This window comes from Allohahella marinimesophila (assembly GCF_039538005.1).
Lineage (GTDB): Bacteria > Pseudomonadota > Gammaproteobacteria > Pseudomonadales > Oleiphilaceae > Allohahella > Allohahella marinimesophila.
Genome location: NZ_BAABBO010000009.1, coordinates 1 through 26253 on the forward strand (window position 1 = coordinate 1; position 26253 = coordinate 26253).

General features: G+C 55.5%; 22 protein-coding genes. 15 read left to right on the forward strand and 7 right to left on the reverse strand.

Features of this window, described 5'->3' with window-relative positions:
* Nucleotides 1-151 precede the first annotated feature (151 nt).
* Nucleotides 152-1399, reverse strand: a complete 1248-nt coding sequence (gene tyrS, locus ABD735_RS08700) for a tyrosine--tRNA ligase (RefSeq protein WP_344805413.1) — start codon at nucleotides 1397-1399, stop codon at nucleotides 152-154.
* A gap of 538 nt (nucleotides 1400-1937) precedes the next feature.
* Between tyrS and ABD735_RS08705 the strand changes: the two genes are divergently transcribed.
* On the forward strand, nucleotides 1938-3428 hold the full coding sequence (locus ABD735_RS08705) for a M23 family metallopeptidase (RefSeq protein ID WP_344805415.1): 1491 nt from the start codon (nucleotides 1938-1940) through the stop codon (nucleotides 3426-3428).
* Nucleotides 3397-4581 carry an anhydro-N-acetylmuramic acid kinase gene (locus tag ABD735_RS08710; RefSeq protein ID WP_344805417.1) on the forward strand — a complete coding sequence of 395 codons (1185 nt, stop codon included), beginning with the start codon at nucleotides 3397-3399 and terminating at the stop codon, nucleotides 4579-4581. Before ABD735_RS08705 ends, ABD735_RS08710 begins: the two co-directional genes overlap by 32 nt.
* Nucleotides 4582-4597: 16 nt before the next feature.
* Here ABD735_RS08710 and erpA read toward each other — a convergent pair whose 3' ends face one another.
* The 4 genes from erpA to argC all read right to left on the reverse strand — a co-directional run bounded on the left by erpA (nucleotide 4598) and on the right by argC (nucleotide 7408).
* Nucleotides 4598-4963 carry an iron-sulfur cluster insertion protein ErpA gene (gene erpA / locus ABD735_RS08715; RefSeq protein ID WP_344805419.1) on the reverse strand — a complete coding sequence of 122 codons (366 nt, stop codon included), beginning with the start codon at nucleotides 4961-4963 and terminating at the stop codon, nucleotides 4598-4600.
* Nucleotides 4964-5029: 66 nt separating this feature from the next.
* The gene (locus ABD735_RS08720) at nucleotides 5030-5503 is read right to left on the reverse strand and encodes a bactofilin family protein (protein WP_344805421.1); all 474 of its coding nucleotides are present in this window, start codon (nucleotides 5501-5503) and stop codon (nucleotides 5030-5032) included.
* Nucleotides 5485-6291 carry a DUF6776 family protein gene (locus ABD735_RS08725; RefSeq protein WP_344805423.1) on the reverse strand — a complete coding sequence of 269 codons (807 nt, stop codon included), beginning with the start codon at nucleotides 6289-6291 and terminating at the stop codon, nucleotides 5485-5487. The genes ABD735_RS08720 and ABD735_RS08725 overlap by 19 nt, the downstream gene beginning before the upstream one ends.
* Nucleotides 6292-6322: 31 nt before the next feature.
* Nucleotides 6323-7408 carry an N-acetyl-gamma-glutamyl-phosphate reductase gene (gene argC / locus ABD735_RS08730; protein WP_344805425.1) on the reverse strand — a complete coding sequence of 362 codons (1086 nt, stop codon included), beginning with the start codon at nucleotides 7406-7408 and terminating at the stop codon, nucleotides 6323-6325.
* A 125-nt stretch (nucleotides 7409-7533) separates the two neighbouring features.
* Between argC and ABD735_RS08735 the strand changes: the two genes are divergently transcribed.
* From ABD735_RS08735 to hemL, 4 genes are read left to right on the forward strand one after another with little or no spacing between them, the layout of a single operon-like run.
* Nucleotides 7534-9405 carry a chloride channel protein gene (locus ABD735_RS08735; protein WP_344805427.1) on the forward strand — a complete coding sequence of 624 codons (1872 nt, stop codon included), beginning with the start codon at nucleotides 7534-7536 and terminating at the stop codon, nucleotides 9403-9405.
* A gap of 15 nt (nucleotides 9406-9420) precedes the next feature.
* On the forward strand, nucleotides 9421-9846 hold the full coding sequence (gene hemJ, locus ABD735_RS08740) for a protoporphyrinogen oxidase HemJ (protein WP_344805429.1): 426 nt from the start codon (nucleotides 9421-9423) through the stop codon (nucleotides 9844-9846).
* Complete coding sequence (gene thiE / locus ABD735_RS08745; protein ID WP_344805431.1) at nucleotides 9843-10547, forward strand: thiamine phosphate synthase; 705 nt, start codon at nucleotides 9843-9845, stop codon at nucleotides 10545-10547. Before hemJ ends, thiE begins: the two co-directional genes overlap by 4 nt.
* 21 nt (nucleotides 10548-10568) lie before the next feature.
* Nucleotides 10569-11855, forward strand: coding sequence for a glutamate-1-semialdehyde 2,1-aminomutase (gene hemL, locus ABD735_RS08750; RefSeq protein WP_344805433.1), 1287 nt, complete (start codon nucleotides 10569-10571; stop codon nucleotides 11853-11855).
* On the opposite strand, the gene ABD735_RS08755 is transcribed toward hemL, so the two are convergent.
* On the reverse strand, nucleotides 11833-12354 hold the full coding sequence (locus tag ABD735_RS08755) for a tetratricopeptide repeat protein (protein WP_344805435.1): 522 nt from the start codon (nucleotides 12352-12354) through the stop codon (nucleotides 11833-11835). The two genes, hemL and ABD735_RS08755, sit on opposite strands and share 23 nt — an antisense overlap.
* A gap of 42 nt (nucleotides 12355-12396) precedes the next feature.
* Complete coding sequence (gene mrcB, locus ABD735_RS08760) at nucleotides 12397-14790, reverse strand: penicillin-binding protein 1B (protein ID WP_344805437.1); 2394 nt, start codon at nucleotides 14788-14790, stop codon at nucleotides 12397-12399.
* A 119-nt stretch (nucleotides 14791-14909) separates the two neighbouring features.
* Here mrcB and ABD735_RS08765 point away from each other — a divergent pair, with 119 nt between their 5' ends.
* From ABD735_RS08765 to panB, 9 genes are all read left to right on the forward strand, one after another.
* Nucleotides 14910-16481, forward strand: coding sequence for a bifunctional aminoglycoside phosphotransferase/ATP-binding protein (locus tag ABD735_RS08765; RefSeq protein ID WP_344805439.1), 1572 nt, complete (start codon nucleotides 14910-14912; stop codon nucleotides 16479-16481).
* Nucleotides 16482-16819: 338 nt separating this feature from the next.
* Nucleotides 16820-17182, forward strand: a complete 363-nt coding sequence (gene dksA, locus ABD735_RS08770) for an RNA polymerase-binding protein DksA (RefSeq protein WP_344806331.1) — start codon at nucleotides 16820-16822, stop codon at nucleotides 17180-17182.
* Nucleotides 17183-17185: 3 nt separating this feature from the next.
* Nucleotides 17186-18073, forward strand: a complete 888-nt coding sequence (gene gluQRS, locus ABD735_RS08775; protein WP_344806333.1) for a tRNA glutamyl-Q(34) synthetase GluQRS — start codon at nucleotides 17186-17188, stop codon at nucleotides 18071-18073.
* A 12-nt stretch (nucleotides 18074-18085) separates the two neighbouring features.
* Nucleotides 18086-18262: a hypothetical protein gene (locus tag ABD735_RS08780; RefSeq protein ID WP_344805441.1), complete on the forward strand. Its 177-nt coding sequence runs from the start codon at nucleotides 18086-18088 to the stop codon at nucleotides 18260-18262.
* Complete coding sequence (locus tag ABD735_RS08785; RefSeq protein ID WP_344805443.1) at nucleotides 18252-21374, forward strand: ATP-binding protein; 3123 nt, start codon at nucleotides 18252-18254, stop codon at nucleotides 21372-21374. Before ABD735_RS08780 ends, ABD735_RS08785 begins: the two co-directional genes overlap by 11 nt.
* A gap of 9 nt (nucleotides 21375-21383) precedes the next feature.
* A complete protein-coding gene (locus tag ABD735_RS08790; protein WP_344805445.1) occupies nucleotides 21384-22820 on the forward strand; it encodes a sigma-54-dependent transcriptional regulator in 1437 nt (478 codons plus the stop codon).
* 578 nt (nucleotides 22821-23398) lie between these two features.
* On the forward strand, nucleotides 23399-24811 hold the full coding sequence (gene pcnB / locus ABD735_RS08795) for a polynucleotide adenylyltransferase PcnB (RefSeq protein ID WP_344805448.1): 1413 nt from the start codon (nucleotides 23399-23401) through the stop codon (nucleotides 24809-24811).
* Between the two features lie 64 nt (nucleotides 24812-24875).
* Nucleotides 24876-25400 (forward strand): 2-amino-4-hydroxy-6-hydroxymethyldihydropteridine diphosphokinase, encoded by a 525-nt coding sequence (folK, locus tag ABD735_RS08800; protein WP_344806335.1) that lies wholly within the window; start codon nucleotides 24876-24878, stop codon nucleotides 25398-25400.
* A gap of 34 nt (nucleotides 25401-25434) precedes the next feature.
* Complete coding sequence (panB, locus tag ABD735_RS08805) at nucleotides 25435-26253, forward strand: 3-methyl-2-oxobutanoate hydroxymethyltransferase (protein ID WP_344805450.1); 819 nt, start codon at nucleotides 25435-25437, stop codon at nucleotides 26251-26253.

Genomic DNA, 26253 nt, shown 5'->3' on the forward strand with positions numbered 1-26253 from the left:
TTTGCTGTTTGCCCCGAAGGAGTGCGCATTATACGCAGCTAACTCGGCGGATCAAGGGTTTAATGTGAATAAACTGAAATAAAATAGAAAAACCTATCTTAATCGCAAGTTATCAATGACTTACGGAGAGCACCAGACAAATTCAAGGGCCTCAGTCGACGATAAACACTCTTGCCACCTTCTTTTTACCCGCCTGCACAACATGGCTGGCACCGGCCATGAAGGTCAATCCCATCTCTGCCGCTGCTCCATCTACAAAGACAGCTCCCCGACCAATGATGTCCTTGGCGGCGGCGCCGTTTTTTACTAGACCAGCCAGCCGAAGGAGTGTCGGTAACGGCATGGCCGTCTGGCCGTCCAGGGACACTTCTACCTCAGGCAGATTCTCGGGTATCTCTCCATGGCTGACACGATTACCTGCCGACCTGGGGGCGCTTTCAGCGGCGGCGGCGCCGTGAAAACGGGTAATCAGTTCCTCTGCCAGGATCTTCTTGTAGGTTTGGGGATTGTCGCCCGCCTCGACCTGGGACCTGAAATCGTTGATCTGCTCCATTGGCTTGAAGCTAAGGAGCTCGAAGTATCGCCAGAGCAGTTCATCAGGCATCGACAACAACTTGGTATACATCTCGCCTGGCAGATCGTTCACACCTATATAGTTGTTGAGTGACTTCGACATCTTGTTGACGCCGTCCAGACCCTCAAGCAAAGGCATGGTGAGAATGACCTGTGGTTCCTGTCCATAAAACTTCTGCAGCGTCCGTCCCATCAATAAGTTGAACTTCTGATCGGTGCCACCGAGTTCGATATCCGCTTCAAGAGCGACCGAATCGTATCCCTGCACCAGCGGATAGAGAAACTCGTGTATGGAAATCGGCTGCTCTGCTCTATAACGCTTTGCGAAGTCGTCGCGCTCGAGCATGCGGGCGACAGTCTGCTGGCCAGCGAGTTGGATCATGTCGGCAGCGGTCATCTTGCCCATCCACTCGCTATTGAAGCGCACAATGGTCTTGTCGGGATCAAGAATCTTGAAGACTTGCTGGCGATAGGTCTCGGCGTTGCGTTGGACGTCGGCGACACTCAAGGGCGGACGGGTTGCACTTTTACCGGTTGGATCCCCAATGAGACCGGTGAAGTCGCCAATGAGGAAGATGACTTCGTGGCCGAGATCCTGGAATTGCCGCATCTTGTTCAGCAGTACGGTATGGCCGAAATGGAGATCTGGCGCCGTGGGATCGAAACCGGCCTTGATGCGCAATTTACGTCTTGATTTCAGCTTGTCGTACAACGACTCGGACGGAATGATTTCGTCCGTGCCTCTGCGTATGAGGCTGAGATCGTTTTCGAGGGAACGTTCCTGCTGTTGTGGCAGTGCGTTGTGGTGCTCTGGTCTTTCCGACATACCCGCCTGTTTTCCTGAAGGGTGGAGATTTGCTGCAGTATACGGCGGCGGGGTTGGTGGCACAAAAAAGCTGATGACTTCATTGCAGGGGAAAGTTTGAAAAGAGACATCTGACTGGCACTGTAAGCAAATGAAAGCTACTTTTCGGGCGTGAGAGTGGAATCGGTGGCCTGATGTTACATAGGCTGAGCTCTGCGTGACGTCAGGTAACAGTCATTACAGCTACTCACTAATCACTACCAAACATTCCGAAATTCCCCTGCAAAAAAATGCTTACAGATGCTACGTTTAGAACACGTGGCTGAACAGATATGAAAGCCAGGAGCGGGATCGAAGATTACGGGGTCCTGACGGTAAGGATGCATGTGTCCAGCTTCGCAGCACAGGAATACAGCCGGCAGCGGATAAAGATGGACGCCTAACGTGGGCAGATATCAGTTTTTATGCTTATACTTGCCTCTTAATGTTGATTCACCAAAGTCTGACACAACTATCGATGAAAACTGACAAATTACTCCCAGATCTTTCAAGACCTCATATGCTGGCAGCGTCGGTAGGGGTGTGCATGCTTGCAGGCGCCCTGTTGTTAAGCCCGAGTGAAACGGCCGAGGCGAACAGAGTTAGCGTAGGCCCAGTGGATGCTAGCACCCCGCTCTACCCCATGCTGGACGGCAGACTTTCAGCGCCGAAAGAGGCATCTCTGCTTGTGCCGCAGGCATTGAGGAGCACATCTCCGGTGCTGGCTTCCAACTACAGCGTTGGCAGCGTACTTCAGCATCGCCGCTCTGCGAGCGAAGATGATTTCATCGATACCGTGCCAGGTCCAGAGGCGATTTTGAGCCCAGTCGACATACTGGAGTCGCCTGAGGTGGAGGCTGAGCCTATTGTTGCTAATGCAGCAGAGTGGCGAAGCTTTCAGGTGCAGAGTGGCGATAGCATGTCTCGCATCTTTTCCCGTGCAGGTGTTGATGGCAAGACACTCAAGCGTATGCTCGACAATGTCAGCAACAAGGCCTGGACACGACTCTACCCCGGCGAGGAGCTGGATTTTGCCTTCGACGCCGATAATAACTTCATCGCGCTCCAGCTTCGCAGATCCAAGCTCGAGACCTGGTTGATCAAGGAAGATGTTCACAAGCAGTTCGCCCTCGAGAAAATAGTGGTAGAGCCGGACAGCATGGTCACCTATGCGGAAGGGCAGATAAATTCGTCGTTGTTTCTGGATGGCAAGACAGCCGGCCTGTCTGACAAGTTGATCATGGAACTGGCCAATCTGTTTGGCTGGGACGTGGATTTTGTGCTGGACATCCGCAAAGGCGACAGCTTTCGCGTGATGTATGAGAAACAGTTTCTTGACGGCAAGCATATTGCCGATGGACCTATTCTTGCGGCTGAATTCATAAACCAGGGTAAAAGTTACGCGGCTGTCCGGTACAAGAGCGCGACTGGTCAGGTTGACTACTACACGCCTGACGGTGCCAGCGTGAAAAAGGCTTTTCTTCGTTCACCGGTAGATTTCGCACGAATTTCGTCGCCTTTCAATCTGCAGCGTCGGCATCCGATACTGCACAAGATCCGAGCGCACAATGGCACCGATTATGCGGCTGCGCGTGGCACGCCAATCAAGGCTACAGGTGACGGCAGCGTCGTGGTGGTTGAGAGACAGAGGGGCTATGGCAATGTAGTTGTGGTTCAGCACGGCGCAGGGATCACTACGCTGTATGCTCACATGCAGAATTTCAGGAAAGGTATTCGTGTTGGCGCGAAGGTTCGTCAGGGTGATGTGATTGGTTATGTCGGCAGCACTGGTCTGGCTACCGGTCCTCACCTGCACTTCGAGTTCAGGGTCAACGGCGCGCCTAAAAACCCGGTCACTGTTGCGCTGCCTATGGCGAAACCTGTACCAAAGCAGGAACGGCCACAGTTTGCTGATATCGCTTCTAGCCTGGTGACTCAGCTGAATCAGGAGGCCAATGCGCACCAACTGGTCATGAACAGTGGCAAGTCGTCGCAAAGGTCAGACCTGTAACGCTTTCGAAATGGCCCTCTATATAGGACAGATGTCCGGTACCAGCCTGGACGGACTGGACACTGTCGTAGTTGAGCTGGCGCCCAGTGCGCCTCCACGCATCCTTCACCGACATTATCTCCCCTTCGATGATCAGCTTGTTTCCGCACTGCGCCGTCTGGCGAGCGAATCCAGCTGGCCGGTTTCTGATTACCTGGCGATCGAGCATAGCTACACCCTGTTGAGTGCCTCGTGTATCCAGCAACTGCTCGCCGAGTCCGGTATTGCGCCGGATAAGATTGCCGCCATAGGCTGTCACGGCCAGACCATACGACATCAGACAAGTCCTCAGGTGCTTACGCACCAGCTTCTGGACGGCGCCCTGGTTGCTGAAAAAACCGGGATATCGACGGTCTGTGATTTTCGGAGCCGAGATATCGCCGCGGGCGGACAGGGCGCACCGCTACTACCTGCATTTCTGGCCGCAGCGTTTGAACAAGTGCTGGATGAGACGGCCTGTTTCCTTAATCTTGGCGGCATCGCGAACATCTGTTACCGGGATTCAAGTGGCAGCTTGCGGGGCTTTGACACAGGCCCTGCCTCTACCCTGCTCAACCACTGCAGTCGCCTGTTTTTTAATACCGGATATGACGCTGAAGGCGTACGCGCCCAAAGCGGCGCCGTAGATGAGCGGCTACTCAGCAGTCTGCTTTCTGATGCGTACTTCGCACTGGCACCACCGAAAAGCACCGGGCCAGAGCTATTCAGTCTTGAGTGGATTCAACGTATGGCGCCAGATTATTTCACGCCTTCAGCCCCAGAGGCGGGCTTGGGCCAAGATCTGTTAGCCACGCTGACTGAATTGAGTGCCCGAAGCATTGCGGAACAGGTGTGGCGCTTTGTACCGCGCTGTCGTCGAGTCATTGCCTACGGCGGTGGAGTTCACAACCTGTTTCTGATAGAGCGACTGAAGTCGGCATTTGCCAGAGTGTCAGGCGAAGCTGAACGCATTCGGCTTGAGACGAGCGACAATCTGGGACTCGACGGTGACATGATAGAGGCGACGGCCTTTGCCTGGTTAGCGCAGCAATGTCTTGAACGTCGTCCAGTGGAATGCCAATCGGTGACAGGCAGCAGTGGCGCCAGGGTGCTTGGCTGCATCTACCCGGCCTGAACTGGATCTGGTCTGATTAGATACTGAAGGAGCTGCCACAGCCACAGGTGGTCTGGGCGTTGGGATTTTTGATGGTGAACTGGGCCCCTTCAAGACCTTCCTTGTAGTCCACCTCCGAGCCGACGAGGTAAGGATAACTCATCGAATCAACGAGCAGGCGCACACCTTCGCGCTCGACGATAGTGTCGTCTTCCTGGGTAGACTCATCGAAAGAAAATCCATACTGGAAGCCGGAGCAACCTCCGCCGGTCACAAACACTCGTAGTGCGAGCTCGTCATTCCCTTCATCTTCTATCAACAACTTCACTTTCTTCGCCGCAGACTCTGAAAAATGGAGTGGCGGGGCCTGAACCGACGGATCGAACGACTGTTCTATACTCATGGCTGGGTTACTCGCTCATTTGACTGCATGTATGCTCATTATCCGTTGAATCCGACAGGAGTCAATTTAAGCTTCGGTAAATGATGGAGAGACATCAGCGGCGGTGCTGTTCTTGCTGTCCGATTCAGCTCCAGTCGAGACCTCTGGCTGATGTACCAGACTGCCATTTACTTCCGCACCGACAGCCATTTCGATGAACCGATAGTAGACGTTGCCGTTAATACAGGCATTTTCGGCTAGCTCTACAAAATTGGACGCATAGACATCACCATCTACGCGTCCGTTGATCACGACGTTCGGCGCATGGATGTTTCCGCGCACCTCACCCTGCCGGCTGATTCTGAGCAGCGTCGCGCCATTTGCAGCGGGCAGGGCTGAGACGTCTCCAATCACCGTACCATCCAGATGGATACCACCACTGAACTCCAGCCGGCCCTGAATCTGCATTTTTTCTGAAATAAGACTGTCGAACTGAGTCTCGGCAGGCAGCCGGGCTTTTTTCCGTTTTCCCCACATACGCATCAGGCTCCAGGATTCCATGGGAAGGTTTGCTCTGCTTTCGATGCTCGCGCGCCCTTGGCCTGAGCCACGACCTGAACCTGCTCAGGCTCGAAATGCTCAGGCAGCACGAATTTGCCTTCGATGTTCTGGAAATAACGGAACTTGAAGCGAATGCCAAGCTCCTCAGAGCCCGTCAGATCACGCAATGACAGGATTTCCTCGTCACTCGGACTCCCAGCATTGGTAGCGCCTTTGATGGCAGCAGGTTTTCGGCTCGGCCGTGAAGGTCGCCTGGTCACATCACGCGTGCCCTGTATGCTCACGGCCACGACACCTTCGGCATAGCGCTCGTTGTCTGCGACCTGGGTGAGCACGAGTCTATAAGTGAATGTTCGTGGTTCGCCAGTGGGTTTGAGCGAAAAATCCTTCACCTGCAGCCCCTTGTTGGTATCTGAAGGGGCCATGATACTTTTGTAGAAAGTCACATCTTCCGTAAGCTGATCGAGTCTGTCTTCGAGCCTGGCAATCACTGCCCGACTCTCAGCTGCCGTAATTCTGTCTATTTCCGCACTTCGATTCATGGCTTCGTAAGTCTGAGTCAGCTCAAGAATTCGGGCCTGTGCGTCTTGCAGAGAGTCGAGCGCTCTGGCGGCTGTGGTCTCGGAATACTGGAAGGTGCTGGCAGCTGTCATCCAGCCGACCAACAGCCCACCACCCAGCGCGATCGAAATGGCAAGCCAGCTGAACACTCTGTTTCTGAGACGGTTCTCCGGTCGCTGCGGGGCGACAACGAGCTTCTCTTTAGCCAGGGCCTTACGATCTTTCACGAAGCTCCAGTATTGATTGCGGCAACGTGGATCATCCAGGCAGTAATGCGGTGTAGTCCAGGCCGGCGATTTCCGGCAGACCGAGCATTAGGTTCATATTCTGTACCGCCTGCCCCGACGCACCTTTTACGACATTGTCGATGACCGAGGAAATGATGATAGGGCCATCACCTGGCTGTCTGAAAATACCGATCCTGCAAATATTGGTACCTTTTACGGAGCGGGTCTCGGGATGTTGTCCCAAGGGGAGGACATCGACAAAGGGCTCGCTCTCGAAATATCTGGAAAACAGGTCATGTACCGCTTGTGGCGACAGTGGATCGCCAGCGTCATTGCCCGATTCAGATGTTCCGGATGGTGCCCGACGAATATAGAGCGTGGCTTCCATCCCGCGCATCATTGGAACGAGGTGCGGCACGAAGGTCAGGCCCAACGGTCTGCCGCCTGCGCTCGAGGTGGCATGCTGAATGAGTTCTGGCAGGTGCCTGTGCCCATTCGCCGCGTAAGTCTTGAAGTTCTCGCTGGTTTCGCACAGGAGCGTACCCACGGCAGCCGCTCGACCTGCGCCGCTGACACCGGACTTGGCGTCGGCGATTATGCTGGTCAGGTCGACGAAATCCTGGTCGAGTAGTGGCAGGAGACCGAGCAGTATGGCGGTCGGGTAGCAGCCTGGGCAAGCCACTAGCCTTGCCGAGGCAATGGCTTCACGATGGACTTCAGGCAAGCCATACACTGCCTCGCCAAAAAGCCCAGGTGCAGGATGGGTCACTTTATACCACTGCTCCCACTGGTCCTTATCGGCGAGGCGGAAATCCGCCGAAAGATCTATGACGCGGATTCCCTTTGCGAGGAGCGCGCCTACCTGCGAAGCCGCGACGGTATGGGGGGTAGCGAAGAAAACGATCTCGCACTGATCGAGGTCACCCGACTCAGGATCACTGAACGCAAGGTCGGTCCGTCCTCGCAACGAGGGAAAATAATCGCCAACCTTCTGACCAGCTTCAGAGCGTGAAGTGATGGCGGCCACCTCGACATGGGGGTGCACGAGCAGGAGTCTGAGCAGCTCTGCGCCCGTATAACCTGTGCCGCCAACGATACCGACCTTGCTACGCTTCATGTTTTCCCTCGAGACTGTGTAGAATCCAATGACGCCATAGTACCAGCACAGTACTCAACTCTCTAGAATCGGGCTGACAAGACACTTTGCCATTTTTCGCTCAACTGACCCGCCGGGGTCGTCAGATGAACATCGGGCTGAAAACGCGGCTCGATTTGATGTTCACGCCGTTTCGGCGGCAGCTGGCAGGCTTCGATGCAGTTCCCCAGCTGGCCATCCTCGGCCTCATATCGGGGATCGTCACCGGACTGGTCATCGTATTGTTCCGTCTGGCTATCGAAGTGCCCCTGTCGTTGATGTTGCCTGCCGGCAGTTCGGAAAACTTCGAAGGGCTCTCTGCCATTGCACGTCTTACCTTTCCGCTGTGCGGCGCATTCTTCATCGGAATGCTGCTTTTCAGGCTGAAAGTGCACCTGAGAAAGGTTGGCGTGACTCATGTGCTGGAGCGCCTGGGCTATCATCAGGGCCACATCTCCTGGCGCAATGGGCTACTTCAATTCGTTGTCGGTGCAGCTACCGTCGTGTCGGGACAAAGTGCTGGTCGTGAAGGGCCAGCCGTGCATCTGGGTGCAACGGTGTCAAGCCTGCTTGGACAGTGGGCAGCCCTACCGAACAATTCGATCCGGATGCTGGTGGGCTGTGGCACTGCAGCGGCCATATCGGCCTCGTTCAATACTCCGCTCGCAGGTATCATCTTCGCGATGGAGGTCGTGTTGATGGAGTACACGATTGTCGGCTTCACGCCCATCATACTCGCAGCGGTCAGTGCTGCCGTAGTCACGCAGCTTTTCTACGGCAATGAACCGGCCTTTCTGGTGCCGGACATCGCCTTTCAGTCGCTTGCTGAGCTACCGCTCATTCTCGCGGCCACTGTGCCGATGGCGCTGGCAGCCTTCATTTTCAACCAGACAATTCTCACAACGAGCCGACGCTTCCAGGGGCCCATCCTGAGTCGGCTGATGCTGGCAGGACTGCTAACTGGTCTGGCGGGCGTGGCTTACCCGGAAATCATGGGGGTGGGTTATGACTCGGTCAATATAGCGCTGCTCGGTGGTTATGCGGCGCCTGTTCTGCTGACGCTCGGCCTGGCCAAATTGTTCGTGACCTCAATAGCAATTGGTCTGGGCATGCCGAGCGGGATTATTGGTCCTACGCTGTTTATAGGTGCGTGTCTCGGAGGGGCTTTAGGAATGGTGGCCCAGGCGATCATGCCGGAAGCGGCCTCGGATGCAGGCTTTTATGCATTGCTCGGCATGGGAGCGATGATGGGGGCTGTTCTGCAAGCGCCACTTGCCGCGATCATCGCTATTATCGAACTCACGCGAACGTCGAATATCATGCTTCCTGCGATGACCATCATCATTGTGACCGGACTGCTGACGCGAAATCTATTTCGTCAGAAACCGGTGTTCATCGCCCTGCTCCAGGCTCAGGGTCTCGACTACAGTTTTGAACCACTGACGCAAGCGCTGAGACGGATATCTGTTGCGGCCATTATGGAGCGCAGATTCATTCGGACAAAGGCCGAGCACACCATCGAGGAGGCTCGGGCCTTGCTGAAGAACTCACCGGTGTGGATTCTCATCGAGGACCAGAGTGGGCCCGTATCACTGATGCCGGCAGTGGACCTGTCGCGGTATCTCGAGCTGTTGGAGGAAGACAGTCAGCGCTCTGCCGAGGCGTTGCTGGCAGAGGATCTCGAGGGCACCGAAGTGGATGTGCCAGCAAGCGAGGCGTCGGACTTGCAGCCCTCCTCAGAGACCATGGATACTGAGGCCGGTCAGGTCAGACTCAGGGTGAACCTGCTCAAGATTCCAGCTCAGCGCAGAGATCTCGCGCCGCTTCATATTCAGGCGACACTCGAGGAGGCCTTGGCCGTGTTGCGCGCGTCCAATGTCGAAGCCCTCTATGTGCAACGAACTTCTGCGCCGCTCATCAAGCCGATTATCGGTATCGTGACGCATGCCGATATCGTCAATTACTACTCTTCGAAATAAAGCAAAGGACAGAACATGACCTATCTCTGGCTCAAGGCTTTCCATATCATTTCCATGGTGTCGTGGTTCGCTGCCCTATTTTACCTTCCCCGCCTCTTCGTTTACCACGCAGAGACAGCAGATACCCTGGGCAGTGAACGCTTCAAGGTCATGGAGCGCAAACTCTATCGCGGCATCGCCACGCCTGCGATGGTGGCGACTCTGGTCTTCGGTTTTGCACTCATGTCCCAGAACGCGGCTGTCATGAAGATGGGCTGGATGCATGCAAAGCTGATGCTGATCGTCATACTGATTGGCTATCACCTCGCCTGCGGCAGCCTTATGAGAAAATTTGCCGCAGATCAGAATGTCAGGACGCATACCTTTTACCGCTGGTTCAACGAGTTTCCGGTGTTGATTCTGATAGCCGTCGTGATATTGGTGGTGGTGAAGCCCTTTTGAGTGCCCATAGCAGTTTGCCCGACATCGGAATAGGGTCGCATGTGAGGACCATCATGGGTGGCCGTGGATTGTATGTCATTACGGATATTGGACCTGCTCGGGACCCCAGTCTGGCCCGCCGGGTTGAAGCGGCCATCAACGGCGGCGCCCGTATCGTGCAGTACCGTAACAAGGCGTCGCAAGAAGCCTATCCCTTGGTCGAGCGGATAGCTGAGGCGCGCGAACTGGCCGTCTTGTGCAGGGAGAAAGCTGCCTGCTTCGTCGTCAATGATGATGTGGAGCTAGCCAGGGCTTGCGATGCAGATGGTGTTCACCTTGGTCGTGATGAGGATTGGCAAAGTGACCAGGCCCTGACTACGGAGATGGGCGACCGATCGTTGCTCTATGGCGCATCCTGCTATAACTCGCTCGAGCGTGCTGCCGAGCGCCATGCCAAGGGTGCCCACTACCTGGCGTTCGGGCGATTCTTTAGCTCTTCAACCAAGCCATCCGCGGTGGAGACCAGTGTGTCTCTGCTGCAAGAGGCCAGAGTGCGGTTTGACTGCCCCCTCGTTGCGATTGGCGGCATTACGGCAGCCAATGCCACCCCCTTGATCGAAGCAGGTGCTGACTGGCTCGCAGTCGTGGGCAGCGTCTTCGGCCAGGACTCACTTGAAGGCGTTCATGACGCGGCGGCCGAGCTGCTCGCGCTTTTCGATTAATAACTTTTAGACGGAGAACCCATGAGTCATTCAGAAGAACTTTTCGAGCGCGCACAGCGTTGTATTCCGGGCGGCGTAAACAGTCCAGTACGGGCATTCAACGGCGTTGGCGGCAGCCCTGTTTTTTTCAAGAAGGGTAAGGGGGCTTATGTCTATGATGAAGATGGCAAGCGCTATATCGACTATATCGGCTCGTGGGGCCCGATGATTCTCGGTCACGCTCATCCTGATGTGCTGTCGGCTCTTCGGGACAAGCTGGAAGACGGGCTCAGTTTCGGGGCGCCCACTGAGATTGAAATTGAAATGGCCGAACTGATCTGCAGTCTCATGCCCTCAATCGACATGGTACGCATGGTCAATTCCGGCACAGAGGCTACGATGAGTGCAATCAGACTCGCGCGGGGCTTCACTGGACGGGACAAGATCATAAAGTTCGAAGGCTGCTATCACGGCCATGCGGACTCGCTGCTGGTGAAGGCAGGCTCTGGTGCACTCACACTGGGCGTGCCTAACTCACCTGGGGTGCCCGCCGACGTGGCGAAGCACACCATCACGCTGGAATACAACAACACCGAACAGGTGATTGCGGCTATGGCCGAGTACGGGGACGACATTGCTGCCATCATAGTCGAGCCGATTGCTGGCAACATGAACTTCATCCAGCCGGTGGATGGGTTTCTCCAGACACTGCGGGAGGTATGCACAAAGCACGGTGCCGTGCTTATATTTGATGAAGTGATGACTGGATTTCGTGTGGCCAAAGGCGGCGCTCAGGCCGCATACGGGATAACGCCTGATTTGACGGCTTTAGGCAAGGTCATCGGAGGCGGTTTACCTGTAGGCGCGTTTGGCGGACGAAGAGACATCATGTCGCACCTGGCACCAATCGGTCCTGTCTACCAGGCGGGCACCTTGTCAGGTAATCCATTGGCCATGGCCTGCGGACTGGCAAATATCAGGCACCTGACAGCAGATGGGTTCTACGAGAAGCTCGAACAGGGCTGCCAGACACTCATGAACGGCTTCCAGGCCGCAGCGGACCGCTACGACATTGATTTCTCAACCGACTATCGGGGCGGAATGTTCGGGTTCTTTTTCAATGCGGCAAAGCCGGTTACCCGCTATTCAGAAGTGGTTCAGAGCGATCTGCCGCGCTTCAAGAAGTTCTTTCACAGCATGCTCGACTCAGGCATCTATCTGGCGCCCTCCTGTTATGAAGCTGGCTTCCTGTCCTCAGCGCATAGCGATGCAGACATTGAGGAGACCATCGCCGCTGCAGAAAAGGCTATGCAGAGCCTAGCTGGTTGAGTACTCGCCGGATTCGCGCCTTGAATTCGGCATCGTCACCCGACAGCGACTGGGCCTTGTCGCAGAACCGTCTGGCCTGGTCGCTGTCGCCCATATTCATATGCACTTCGGCTATTTCCAGATAGACCTCGCCGGCGCCTGGTGAGATTCGACGAGCGCGCTCCAACAGCGACAGCGCCTGTGAATAATTGCCCTGGTCCGAAGCTGTGCGCGCCTGCTGAATGAAATGGTTCGCGGCCGGGAGCGGCTCTGCGCGAGCGATCTGCACACTGGGCCGCGAACGGCGCGGCTGCTCTGCAGGCTGCTCCGCTTCAGGCGCGCGTGAAACACCGGACTCGTCTCGAGGCGGTTTCTCGACGCCGGGCTGTTGCTCGGGCGCTGGTTGAGGCGGTTTTCGCCCATAGGTGTCCTGGAATGAGCTGCAGCCCGATATCAGGAACACCAGCAGCACACTCAATACGCCAGCGCGATTGGTCATTCGCCACGTCGTAGCGGACATGCGAGAGATTTCTTGTGAAGGCTGGAAGCTCATGAATGCAATTTACTCATCGGTTAGTGGAGACACGAGTCGGCGCCAGAAACGATTGATCGCATCGCCCACGTTGCCACAATCGGCCTCTTCAACAGGTACCGACTGAGCTCGGAATGGCAATGGAATACTGTCTGCGCAACGCTCGGCACTGAGTTTGCCATCAGGACTGATCCAGTGCCACTCCACCGTGTCGGGTTTCGTGGGCATCAGCGAGGTCAGCGGTAAATCCTTGTAGAGTGCTTTCCAGACCTGTAGCGCTCCGGACGAGCCTGTCAGCCCGGTGTTGCTATTGTTATCGTTGCCCAACCATACCGTTGAGAGATAATCGCCGTTGAAGCCGACGTACCAACTGTCTCGCAAATCATTGGTCGTGCCAGTCTTGCCAGCCACCTGATAGTCCTCTGGAAATGCCGAGTACAGTGAGCGCCCTGTTCCCGAGCGAACCACATCGATCATCGCGTACTGAATGATATAGGCGACATCGTCTTCGACCAGGCGGGTGGCCTGGTAGGGATAGCGTGATCGCACCTTGTTCTCACTATCTGTGACCACCCGGATACTTCGCATGGGGGTAGAAAATCCGCCTGAAGCCAGATTCTGATACATCTGTGTCATCTCCAGCGGCGTCATATTCACAGCGCCGAGGATCAGACTTGGATAGGCATTCATCTTTTCGGTGGCGCCGAAGCGATGCAGTGTTTCAATGATCGGCTTCAGCCCCACATTCAAACCCAGATGCACGAAGGCCTGGTTGTACGAGCGAATGAACGCCTCGCGCAGCAAGACCTCACCGTGACTCGTCGAGTCAAAATTTGCCGGCGTCCAGGTCGAGTCGTCTTTGAAGCGCAGTGTGATGGGCTCGTCCTTTACCCGACTGGCCAGAGACAATGTCGGCTGCTGCTCAAGCGCGGTCAAAGCCACGAAGGGCTTGAGCAGTGAGCCGACCTGACGCTTCGCCTTTAGCGCTCGGTTGAATCCTATAGCCTCCGCAGATCGATCGCCGGTGAGGGCAACGATTTCCCCACTGTTCTTGTCAGTAACGATGACCGCTCCCTGAAGCTCGGGCTGTTTGAGCGCTGCGGATTTCTGTTTGATTGTACTGCTCAGCGCACGCTGGGCGGACTGCTGAACCTCAGGTCTCAGAGTAGTGAATATCTTCAAGCCCTCGCTTTGCAGAACTTCCTCGGGATACTCCTCATTGAGCTGTTGCCGAACGAGATCGACGAACGCGGGGAAAACGCTGGTGATGCGGCCGGGCTCCTTTCGCACACCCAGCGGCATACCCTGCCACTTCACGAGTTCTTCGGGTGTGAGAACACCCTGGTCGGCCAGCACTTTCAGCACCAGATCCCTGCGCTGTTTCGATCTGGCGGGACTGCGACGAGGGTTGTAGTAGGAGGCGCCCTTGACGAGGCCGACCAGCAACGCGAGCTGGTGTGGCTGCAACTCGTTCAGCGGCTGGGCAAAGTAGAAGCGGCTGGCGGTCGCAAAACCATGAATGGAATAAGCGCCGTGCTGGCCCAGAAAGATCTCGTTGATATAGGTCTCGAGAATTTCATCCTTACTATAGTGAAGCTCGAGCAGCAGTGCCATAAGCGCTTCGTTCAGCTTCCGCGTGAGGGTGCGGTCACTCGTGAGATAGAAATTTTTCACCAGCTGCTGGGTAAGGGTACTTCCCCCCTGCACTACCCTGCCTGCGGAAAGATTTGCGAACATGGCACGAATGATGGATAGCGGCGCGACCCCAACATGGTCACGAAAATCTCGATCTTCAACAGCCAGCAGCGCCTGAATCAGTAAATCCGGCACTTCGGCGAGCTGGACCAGGGTGCGCTCTTCCTGCGTGCTTGGATAAATACCCGCAATTTTTCTGGGCTCCAGTCTGAACCAGCTGACGGGACGACCCTCTGCCGTGGTCTCCAGGGCAGAAATCGACCCGCTGCTAAAGCTCACGGTGAGCGACTGAGGTCCCGTGGCGGGCTCCGCTTCTGGGGCAACTACCTCATCGGGGAAGTCAAAATGCCTCGGCACGAAGCTCACCCGACTGGCAGAAGCACTATACTGGCCGAGCGAAGGGCTCCGGCTCACCTTTCGATAGCCCAAGGCGTTCAGTTCTCCTACGAGCACGTCCAAGGACATCTGAGCGCCCGCATACAGTTCGAGGGGCGCGGCATAGACCGCCGCGGGAATCTGCCATTTCTTGCCCTCAAAACGCTCGCGAACCTGAATATCGAGATAGAGACTCCATACAGCCAGGCCAACGAAGGCAACGATCATCAATTTCAGTAGCGGCCCCAAGAGCCGTCTTGTCCAGGAGCGTTTGGCTACTGCACTGGACTTTCCGCCAGCCTTGGCGCGTTTCTTGTTGCCGCCATTGGAGCCGGTCTTTTTACGTTCTGCCATTGAAAGGGCTTTCCATTTGATGGACGGGAAAATGCGGGGAGGTAGGCAAGCAGAGACCGATCGTTTACTCTTCTGCGCTGCGAACTCGAACCTTACAAGACAGCGGACAAGCAGAATTTATGAGCGAAGCACTGGTCAAGGCGCTACAGAATCCGGAATTATACGATCATCCGGTTGCCAATTTTCAATTGTTGGAAACACATATTTCGTGGGTACTGTTGACCGGGGAATTCGTTTATAAAATCAAGAAGCCGATGAACTTTGGCTTTCTGGATTTCTCTACTCTGGCGCAACGTCGCCACTTCTGTGAAGAGGAACTGAGACTTAATCGCCGACTTCTTGAATCAGTCTACCTCAAAGTGGTGGCCATTGGCGGCTCGGAAGACTCACCTGAAATGAATACCTCCGGCGAAGCCATCGAATACGCCGTGCAGATGCGTCAGTTTGACCCGTCCTCAGTGCTCGACCAGCTGGATCCAGCAGATGAAGCACTGCCGATCTACATGAAACAACTTGCCCACCAGATCGCCGATTTTCACACCAACGATTGTGCCATAGCGGCTGATGATCGTGATTTTGGCAAGCCCGAGCAAGTGTTCGCGCCGATGGCGCAGAACTTCGAACAGATAGAACCGATGCTCGAAGATGGCGCCGACAAGGCACTGCTCAAGCTTGTCGAGCAATGGGCTGGCAGCGAGTTCAAGCGCCTGACGCCGCTACTGGCGTCCCGCAGGGAGAAGGGGTATGTACGGGAATGTCATGGCGACATGCACCTCGGCAATGTCGCCATAATCAACGGCAAGCCGTCACTGTTTGATTGCATCGAGTTCAATGAAGATTTCCGCTGGATCGATACCATCAATGATCTCGCTTTCCTCCTCATGGATTTACAGGACCGCGGGCTGGATCACCTGGCCTACCGTGTACTGAACATCTACCTCGAGGATACGGGTGATTTCGAAGGCGTGCGCCTGCTCAACTTCTACAAATCCTACCGCGCCATGGTTCGATGCAAGATCGCGCTCTTCACAGCCGGCAACGAGGGCATAGACGCTGCTGAGCGCGATCGACAGCTCGGCAAGGCCCGGCAGTACCTGCGACTCGCCGAACGCTATATGAGTATTCCCCGGCAGTTTCTGATCATATCGCAGGGGCTTTCGGGATCGGGCAAGACTACCGTCAGCACCCATTTGCTCGAGCATTTGAAAGCGGTTCGTGTGCGATCTGATGTCGAGCGCAAGCGACTGCATGGTTTCAAGCCACTCGACAATACGAAATCTTCCGCTGATGCTGGCATTTATGCAGCTGAATCGACTGAGCAGACATACACGCATCTTGCCGACACAGCCGACCTGTTATTGAAAGCAGGGCGTTCGGTCATTCTCGACGCCACCTTCCTCAAAGAAGTGCAAAGGGGTCAGATGAGGCGGGTAGCCGAACTGAATGGCGTCCCCTTCGCCATCATGTCGTGTCAGGCGGAAGAAAATATTCTGCGTGAGCGAGTACAGGCCAGAAAGAGACAGGGCAAGGATGCAGCAGAAGCTGATATTTCCATTCTGGAGCGACAAATCAAGGCGCTGGAGCCGTTCACCGAAGCTGAGCAAAGCACCGTCATCAGCGTTTGTAGCGATCACTTACTCGAAATTGACTGCCTTGCAAAGCGATTGGCTACTCACCTCGACTTAGACTAAAGTGGTTGGTCGCACGTACACGACGTAACAACAGTTGGCCCCTGGGGGGATTTCTGGTATTTTGCGCCCCCTGAATCCGGTGGTTTGAGGCTATCCTATTCGCAGGTATATCATCTGCGAGAAAGATAAACTTTTATACCTTGGGTACTGTTCACAGCTATTTTTGGTCACAGCATCTAGTGAGGCAGTTTATGCCAGCATCTGCAAAGAATACTGACAGCACTGATACCAGCAAGACCCGCGCTAAGAAAGCGCCTACTAAAAAGGCCAACAAGCAGGCTGCCAGTGAAGGCTTCACCGACTTCACGCCCTACGAGCCGAAGAAAGGCGAAGAGTACATGAGCTCCAGCCAGCTCGATCACTTTCGCCAGATGCTGCTGAACTGGAAGCAGGAACTGATGGAAGAGGTCGACCGCACCATGCATCATATGCAGGAGGACGCGGCCAACTATGCTGATCCGAGCGACCGCGCCACTCAGGAAGAAGAATTCAGTCTTGAGCTGCGAACACGTGACCGCGAGCGAAAACTGATCAAGAAGATCGACAAAACCCTCGACAACATTGATCGTGATGATTACGGCTTCTGCGAAAGCTGTGGTGTCGAAATTGGTATTCGTCGACTGGAAGCACGTCCCACCGCCACTCAGTGCATTGATTGCAAGACGCTTGCAGAAATCAAGGAACGTCAGACAGGGATATAAGCCCTGTCTGCAGCGCGAGGGCGTTTTGCGCCCTCTCCTACCGGCCCCCTGCATCTCGGCTCATTGATTGCAGCAGTCGCCAGCTTCCTGGACGCCAAGGCCCGGGGCGGTGATTGGCAAGTACGAATCGAGGACATCGATCCCCTCCGTAGTCGCCAGTTACATATCACCAGTATACTCAATTCACTTGAATCTCATGGCCTGACCTGGGACGGTCCAATCGTCTATCAGTCAGCTCGTATTACTCGTTATAAAGCGATATGCAACGATCTCCAGTCTCTCGGTGCGGTGTTTGCCTGTGTCTGTAGCCGGAAAGACATTCGACTGGCCTCATGTTTACCTTGCTCGCGCTGTGATCAGCCCTGTCGGCAGTCAGCCGATGTGAGCTGGCGTTTTCGTGTGGCCAACCGCGAAATTCACTTTACCGATCGGATTCAAGGCTTCCAGAGTGCGTCCCTGATGCCGATCGTTGAGGAGCCGGTGCTCCTGAGACGTGATGGCGTGTTTGCCTATCAACTCGCTGTGGTCGTCGATGACCACGATACAGGCATTACCGATGTGGTGAGAGGCACGGATCTGCTCAGCGAGACTTTTGCCCAGCAGGCGCTCTATCAGGTTCTGCAATGGGCTCCGCCCAGTTTCGCCCATTTCCCTATTATCGTGGACGAGCAAGGCCAGAAGCTGAGCAAGCAATCGAAAGCGCCGCCACTTGACGATCGCAGGGTCATGCAGAACCTGTTGTTCTGTATGAAATTCCTGGGTATGGGAGCACTGGCTGACAGTTCGATTGGTGATGACCCGGGTTCATTGCTACGCCAGGCGATAGCAGCCTGGCAACCTGGGGCGCTTCAGGGGGTACGTCAGCTCATGGCGAAGCCGCCGACCTCGTAGTAGAGTGCATTCATGTATATTTACCGGCTCGTTTTTCTGCTCGTCTTCGGCATCTACCTGCTGTCGCCTATTGTCATGGACTGGTGGTTGGCACCCGGTAGCAGCTGGTACCGACCTTATCTCATCTGGGCAGCCGTGATCATCGTTGCCGCCCTGCTTGAAAGCAGGAAAAGCACAGATGATTTTTGATCCCCTGTGGTTGACCATACTGGTCACGGCTTATCTCTCCTGCGTCGGCTTCGTTGGCGTTGCGGGGGGAAGGGGTTGGCCGCGAATTCAGGGCCGAGGCGTCGTCTCTTCCCTATTGTTTGTTCTTCCTCTCGGCGTCTATGCCAGTGCATGGGCTTTTTTGGGAGCGGTGGGCACTGCCTATGAATCTGGCTACGGCTTCCTTGCCATTTACCTGGGGATCAGCGGGTGCTATCTGCTCGCACCGGTCTTGCTGACGCCGCTACTCGAAATCTGCAGGACCTATCAGCTCACGAGTATCGCGGACCTGTTTACCTTCCGCTATAGGAGTCAGGGGAGCGGATCACTCATCTCTGTTTTTCTGGCGCTCGTGTCCTTGCCACTGCTTGTACTGCAATTCCGGGCGCTCGAAGAGCTTTTTGGTTATTTGCTGCAGTCGTCCACGCAGGCCTGGGCGCTCATGCTGGCCTATTGGTCTGGTCTGACCATTCTGGTCATCGTGATTGCCAGGAACAAGCTGCAGACGGGCAAGCCAGATATGGCGCTCAGCACCCTCCTCAGCTTTGAAATGCTCGTAAAACTGCTGGGCTTTACCACGATCGGTCTATTAACGCTTTATCAGGTTTTCGATGGTTTCGCCGGGCTTGATAGCTGGTTGGAAGATAGCGCACAGCGCATCAGTTCAATTGATCGTCACCTCGAAGAGGGACCGTGGCGCACGCTACTGCTGATTTTCTTTGGGGCGGCTCTTACTACGCCTCACATGTTTCACATGCTACTGATGGGCCCATCCAGCGGCCGGGCCCTGTTCAGGGCGAGCTGGCTATTCCCGGCTCTGCTGCTGGTTCTGGCACTGCCGATTCCTGTCGTACTCTGGGCTGGCATCAAGCTCGCCCTGCCCACGGAACCGGAGTTCTTTCTGCTTGCGCTGGGCGTGGTGATGCAGTCGCCACTGGTTACGGTGCTCACAGTGCTCGTCGTTCTGGCTGCTGTTGGCGGGGTCGTTCTCGTGACCGTTGTCGCACTGTCCAGCATGCTACTCAACCATGTGGTTCTACCCACCTACCAACCCGTCTCCAGCCGTATGCTGAGTCAGGAGAACCTGTATCGTTGGCTCACGACAGGGCGGCAGATTCTCGCGATTTGCCTCATGATCTCGGTGGCCGTGCTGGCTACACTGATGCCGGAGTCAGTCACGCTATCCACGCTCGGCCTGCTGTCTTTCTCTGCCAGTCTGCAACTGCTACCGGGCATGCTGGCTGTCACCTACTGGCCGACTGCCAACAGGCTCGGCATCATATTCAGCCTCATCGCAGGCATCATGAGCTGGGCCGCACTCGTCGCACTGCCTTATGCTGGTATATTCGAGTGGTTGCGCTTTTCAGACACGCTGTATCCGGTAGTGGCCAATATTAAGGAGCACTGGCACGTTGCCATCATGCTGGCGCTTGGCATCAATATTACGATCTTTGTGTCTATCTCCCTGATTTTTCGCAGCACGAAAGCCGAGCTCAGCGCCGCCCAGGCTTGCTCGTTCACCAGCTTTACCCACGGCAATCCCCGCAGCCTGAGCGTACGTTCAGTAGCAGAATTTTCTACGGCGCTGGCCTCGCAGCTCGGCGAAATGACAGCAGCCCGAGAGGTTCGCCGAGCCTGCAGAGAGCTGGGTCTCTCTGCCGAAGAAAGCAGGCCCTACGCCCTGCGCCGGCTCAGGGACCGGCTCGAGGCCAACCTGTCGGGACTATTGGGGCCGGCGCTGGCACGCGACATCATCAAGACTTCCCTCAGCCAGCACCCCGAGCTCCTGTTGACCGGCGAAGCGCCACCCTTCGCAAACAATCTGCCAACAGCACCCGACATCACCTTCGTCGAAAATAAACTCGAGCGCTATCACGACCGCCTGACCGGGCTGGCTGGCGAACTGGACCGCCTGCGGCGCTATCATCGGCAGATACTCCTGAACCTGCCTATCGCAGCCTGTACCGTGTCTGAAGAAAACGAGATTCTCATCTGGAACACGGCCTTCGAAACGCTCTCGGGCTTGAGTGCAAAGTCACTGATCGGCTCTCATCTGAGTGCCCTGCCTGAGCCGTGGAGCGGGTTGCTGACCGGTGTCATCGAAGAGCCTAGAAGTGCTGCGAACGCGCAGATGCTGTCGTTGCCTGACAGACAGTGTTGGGTGAGCGTTTACAAGAACGCTATCGGCGGAGCCGACACAACTGACCTTGGACAGGTCATCGTCGTGGAGGATCTGACTGAAGTGAAGCGCCTTGAGGCCGAAGTACGACATAGTGAGCGCCTCGCCTCCATTGGGAAGCTGGCTGCTGGCGTTGCGCACGAAATTGGCAATCCCGCTACTGGCATCGATTGCCTGGCCCAGAATCTGCGACTGGTCACTGACGAAGAGGAAGTCCTCAAGGTGGCTACACAGATACGACAGCAAACGGGTCGGATCTCGAACATTCTCGACTCACTGATGAATTTTGCGCGCAGCGGACATGCGCCGGAGTTCTGCCACAATGGCGCTGTTGTACTGACTGACAGGGTTGAAGAGGCCATTCACCTGTTGTCGTTATCCCGCATCGATGGCCGGGTCAGTTTCGACAACCGTCTGCCGCGAGACTGCATTGTCGCAGGCGACGAGCAACTGCTCACTCAGGTTTTCATCAACCTCTTGTCAAATGCCCGGGACGCTTGTGTGAAAGCCAGTCTGGAGGGGCTCGACAGTCGAATCACGATTCTCGAACATGAACGAACGGCGGACACCAGTGTGATTCATATCAATGATCCTGGCGAGGGTATGAGCGATCAGGTATTGCTGCACGCTTTCGACCCGTTCTTTACCACTAAGGGACCCGACAAGGGCACAGGACTGGGCCTGACACTTGTTCACCGTATCATCGAAGAACATTCCGGAAAGATCAGTTACCATAGCCCTCTATATCCTGCTGATGATACACGGGTCAGCACGCCATCCGCCGAGTCATCAAGTGTCGGTGGATCGCCAGCGAACACTGATCCAGCCTCGGTTGGTTTCTCCAGTCTTCAGCGAGGCACAAGGGTCGAGATTCGGCTTCCTCTTGCTGATATAACTGCACGCGAACAGCGGTAACCTGTTTTTATGGCAAACATTCTCATTGTCGAAGACGAGCAGGTCATCCGCTCGGCACTCAAGCAACTGCTCGAGTACAACGATTACACGGTCAGTGAAGCCGGCAATTTTGACGAAGCGCTCGAGGCTATTCGGAGTGAACGGCTCGATCTCATCATTACTGATGTGCGTTTGCCTGGCGGAGAAGGCACGAGTCTGATCGAGGAAGCCAAGGACATCCCAGTCCTGGTGATGACGAGCTATGCCAGTATGCGCTCGGCCGTAAACGCCATGAAGCGAGGTGCAGTGGACTACCTTGCCAAGCCCTTCGATCATGACGAAATGCTGTCTGCTATTGAATCCATTTTGATCAGGCAGCGGCAGCGCAGCCAGCTTGCTCATAACGGTACCGGTTCAGCGGTATCGTCTGAAGCGGTTGAGAATGACGACACCAGCACTGGTGGCTCGCCACGCGCCAGCGTGAAATCCTTCATGTACGGCGACTGTGAGCAGATGCTGAAGCTGTTCACCCTCATAGAGAAGGTCGCGCCTACGGATTCAACCGTGCTCATTCAGGGCGAATCAGGCACAGGCAAGGAGCTCGCGGCGAAGGCCCTGCATGCGCTGAGTCGCCGACACGATCAGACGCTGATTTCGGTGAACTGTGCCGCCATTCCCGAAACGCTGATCGAATCCGAACTGTTTGGCCATGAAAAGGGCGCCTTTACCGGCGCGGCCAGCGCGAGGCGTGGTCTCATCGAAGCAGCAGATGGAGGCACCCTGTTTCTCGATGAAATTGGCGAGCTTCCGCTCGAAGCTCAGGCGCGGCTATTACGAGTGTTGCAGGAAGGTGAAATCAGACGGGTGGGCTCAACGCAGTCGAGGCAGGTCGACGTTCGGCTCCTGGCAGCGACCCACCGGAATCTCAAGGCGATGACGCGCAACAATGAGTTCCGTGAGGATCTGTTTTATCGTCTGAATGTGATGCCTCTGAAGATCCCTCCGCTCAGAGACCGAGGCGACGATATTCTCCTGCTGGCAGACAAGCTGCTGCAAAAACTTCTCAAGCGCATGGATAAACCAGGGATCTCTCTGACCCAGGCTGCTCGCCAGGCCATCGCAGCATACGATTGGCCAGGCAACGTGCGAGAGCTGGAAAATGCGCTGGAGCGCGCGATCATCGTGACCGAAGCGCCAGGTATCACCCCCGACCTGCTCGATATCGATTTCAACGATAGCCAGAACAGTTATCTCGAGGTATTGGCCACCGGCAGCGACATGCCCAAGGAAATTGATACTGCCAAGAGTAGCGATCTTTCCCTGGAAGACTATTTTCAGCACTTCGTCCTCGAAAACCAGGACACGATGAGCGAAACCGAGTTAGCCAAAAAGCTGGGCATCAGCAGAAAAAACCTCTGGGAGCGCCGTCAGCGTCTCAGTATTCCTCGCCCCAAAAAATCGGGGTAACCCGCTTTGTTACCTGCGAACACAGTGGAGACACATAAACCGCGGACATAGGTAACACTTCGGACATCGACCTACCACGCACTTACAATCAATATTATTCAACTAATTGTTTTACAACGATATTTATAAGTTGGCTTGGTTACTGCTATGTAATGAATTGTAAAACAAAAACAATATGTACTCCGCACCAATAAAAACAACAACGCACTTAGACATGACTCACTTGAGTCTTACGCCCCTCCAACAATAATAAACGGGCACGAGCTGAAAGTTTTGAATGCTGGCCTTCTAGCAGATTGATTGCTCCTGAAGCAGTTTCGGAATAAGAAAAGCCTCAACAAAAACAAGAACGGCACAGAAACCGAATTCCCTGCTCCAAGAGTTTTACTGCTCGATGTGTTCAAAGCCTTTTGCTTGTAAATTGATATGACAGCCGGTTTGGTGCTGTTCTCTCCGACCTACAAGGTCACTTTCAATGGGGCTGCCTCGAGCGGCCTTCATGTTTTTCCTTCGTGTCCGCTTGCTTTTTGCTTTACTATGCGTCCTGGCATTCTTACGCACAAAAACAGACCTCCTTCATGCTCCGAAAACTTCTAGGATTCGCTCGCCGTATTGCTGCACCGCAGCCACAGGCCGCTATCCCACAGGCTGCCATGCCTGCTTCCCATGGCATAGATAAACAGATCATTCCCCGCGACCAGCATTCAGTCTCGCGCAAGCAGATCAGTAGTGCCGCACTCAAAGTGCTCTATCGCCTGAACGCGTCAGGCTATCAGGCCTATCTCGTCGGCGGAGGTGTTCGCGACCTGCTGCTTGGCGGCCATCCGAAAGATTTTGATATCGCCACAGATGCACACCCTGAAATTGTCGATGGGCTGTTTTCAAATGCCCGCCTGATTGGTCGTCGCTTCAAGCTTGTCCATGTTCGCTTTGGTCGTGAAATCATCGAAGTAGCGACGTTTCGCGCTTCTGCCGATCTCGATGATGAACACCTCCACGAAGAAACCGGACGGATTCTGAGAGACAACACCTACGGCAATCAGGATGAAGACGCGGCGCGACGCGACTTTTCCGTCAACGCGCTCTACTACGATATCTCCGACTTCAGCATCCACGCCTACGCAAATGGTCTGGAGGATCTGAACAACAAGGTCTTGCGACTCATTGGCGATCCTGCCGTGCGATATCGCGAGGATCCGGTCCGCATGCTGCGTGCTGCCCGCTTCGCAGCCAAGCTTGGCTTCACTGTCGACAAGGCGGCTTCTGACGCGATTTATGAGTTGGGCGAGCTACTGGCTGGCGTGCCTTCCGCAAGACTTTTTGACGAAGCGCTGAAGCTGTTCATGTCTGGCTATGGCCAGGCATCCTGGAAACAGCTCGAGCACTTCAACCTGCTGCAGTATCTGTTGGCAGAGGGGCCACAAGCGCCCACTGGCCTAAAACTCGCTTTGTTGGCACTGGCCAGCACCGATAGCCGAGTGGCGGCAGACAAGCCGGTAACGCCAGCATTCATTTATGCAGCATTTTTATGGGAAGCGTTCTCGAAGGCGCATCGGAAAATGCTCGCCACCGATGTGGCGCCGCAGGATGCTTTTTTCGCTGCTGCCGATTCGACAGTAGCCAGGCAGTTAATGACTACGAGTATTCCCAAGCGCTTCACCTTGCCCATGAAGGAAGTATGGGGCCTGCAATCAAGACTCGAGCGTCATAGCAAGCGCAACGTCAAATCCTGCCTGTTTCACCCCAGGTTTCGCGCTGCCTACGACTTCCTGCTTTTGCGTGAAGCTGCTGGAGAAGATACCGAAGGCGCAGGTCAGTGGTGGACGGACTATATTTCGTCTGATGAAGGCAAAATGTTGCACGATGAAGCTCAGGAAAAACATGCCCAGCAGCGCAATGAACGCCGCGAAGCCTCTGGAGGACGGGATGACGGCGATGGCCGCAAGCGACCGCGTCGACGGCGTGGACGGAAGCCGCAGAATAATGGCTAGTCAGCCAGCCTGACCTGCGCCTGTGCACCACACCGAACGCACTGAAGCAAATACCGCCAGCCGCGTGTACATAGGGCTGGGCAGCAATCTTCCCATGCAGGGTATCGGCAGTCCGGTCGAGATCCTGCAGCAGGCCCTGCATTGCATTGCGGCAATGCCCGACGCTGAACTCACCGACTGGTCCTCTACCTACGAAAGCGAGCCGCTTCCCGGGAGCGGTACACCCCAGTCACGCTACGCCAATGCCGTCTGTTCCATCTCAACTACCCTGACACCTGAAGCATTGCTACTGGCGCTGCAGGGCATCGAACAGACCTTTGGCAGAGTACGCTCAGGCCATCGATGGGCTGCCAGAACGCTGGATCTCGACCTGCTGCTTTTCGATGCCAGGCAATTGGACACGCCCGAACTCACCATCCCACACTATGCCATGCTAGAGCGCAATTTCGTGCTCATACCCTTACTTGAAATCCAGCCTGACCTACACTTCGTTGATGGCCGTGCCATTGCCGAGCTGCCGGCCGCACAGGACAGATCAGGTCTGGCGCTCATAAAGCGCTTTACATGCAAGGAATTGGCATTAGTCTAGAGGTGATCACCTACCGGATGAATGGGGAGAATACATGAGCGGACCGAGGATAACCCTGTCCAGGCTGAAGAAAATGGCGGCAGACAAGGAACGAATAGCGGTCCTTACAGCCTATGACGCAATGTTCGCGCGAACGGCTGAGCTGGCAGGTGTCGAAGTATTGCTGATTGGCGATTCGCTCGGCATGGTGCTGCAGGGGAAAGAGAGCACGGTGCCGGTGACGACGGCGGAGATCGCCTACCATACCGAGTGCGTGGCGCGAGGCAGCCAGACCGCCTTCATCATGGCTGACATGCCCTTCATGACATACAACGATACAGCGATGGCCTGCCGCGATGCGGCCACCCTGATGCGCGCAGGCGCCCACATGGTGAAGCTGGAAGGTACCGGATGGCTGGCCGACGTTATCGCCCAGCTCTCCCGCCAGGGCGTCCCGGTTTGCGCGCATCTCGGTCTGACGCCGCAATCGGTGCACAAGTTCGGGGGCTACAAGGTTCAGGGCAAGACAGCCGAAGCCGCCGAGATCATGCTCAAAGACGCCTACGCCCTGGTTGATGCCGGAGCAGACATGCTGCTGCTCGAATGCGTACCACCAGACCTCGCCCGCAGAATTACCGAATCCGTGGCCGTGCCGGTCGTCGGGATAGGCGCGGGCGCTGATACTGACGCTCAGGTACTAGTCATGCATGACATGCTCGGCCTGGGCGAACGTAAACCAGCCAAGTTCGTCAGAAATTTCATGAATGGCAGCGAGTCCATTCAACAGGCCATCGAACGCTACGTGCAGGCGGTCAAGGACGGGAGCTTTCCCGCTGCGGAACACTGCTTTGCAGCGGTGGAGTCAGGGCATTGA